Source organism: Alistipes sp. AM16-43, assembly GCF_003435745.1.
GTDB classification, from domain to species: domain Bacteria; phylum Bacteroidota; class Bacteroidia; order Bacteroidales; family Rikenellaceae; genus Alistipes; species Alistipes onderdonkii.
Map to the genome: position 1 here is coordinate 1 of NZ_QTUQ01000015.1, position 574 is coordinate 574.

A 574-nucleotide genomic window follows, 5' to 3' on the forward strand; every position below is an offset into this window, starting at 1 on the left:
ATCGACCATCTGCGGACTTTCATGCGTAAGGAGTATAACGTGAGCGATATGCCCTTGGCAGAATTGGAGCAGTCGTTCATCGAGCAATACCACGTCTACCTTAAATCCGATCTGGGGCTCAAGCCTACGACCGTCAGCGGTTATCTCAAATGCCTGAAATACGTTGTCAAAATCGCGTTCAACAACGGCTGGATGCCTCGCAACCCCTTTTCCCTCTATCAATATACGGCTCCGAATCCGGAACGTAGTTTTTTAACGGAAGATGAACTCCGGCGTATGATGACTACCGAGCTGCGGTATAAGCGTCAGGACTATAACCGCGATATGTTCCTGTTCTCCTGCTTCACGGGCATCTGCTATGCGGATATGGCCTCGCTGACCTATGACCGGATCGAGCAGGATGCGCAGGGCGAGTGGTGGATCAGCGGCAACCGCCAGAAGACCGAAACCAAATACGTTGTCAAGTTGCTGCCTTATGCGTTGTTCATCCTGAACAAGTACCGGGGTCTGACCGGCGACGGACGTGTTTTTGCCATGTCTACACTCGATTCGATCGACGACAGCCTGAAAAACA

Annotated in this window: 1 protein-coding gene; it reads left to right on the plus strand. The window is 51.6% G+C overall.

Features of this window, described 5'->3' with window-relative positions; translation table 11 throughout:
* On the plus strand, nt 1-574 hold a 574-nt coding region (locus DW189_RS13935), incomplete at both ends, for a site-specific integrase (RefSeq protein ID WP_259295447.1).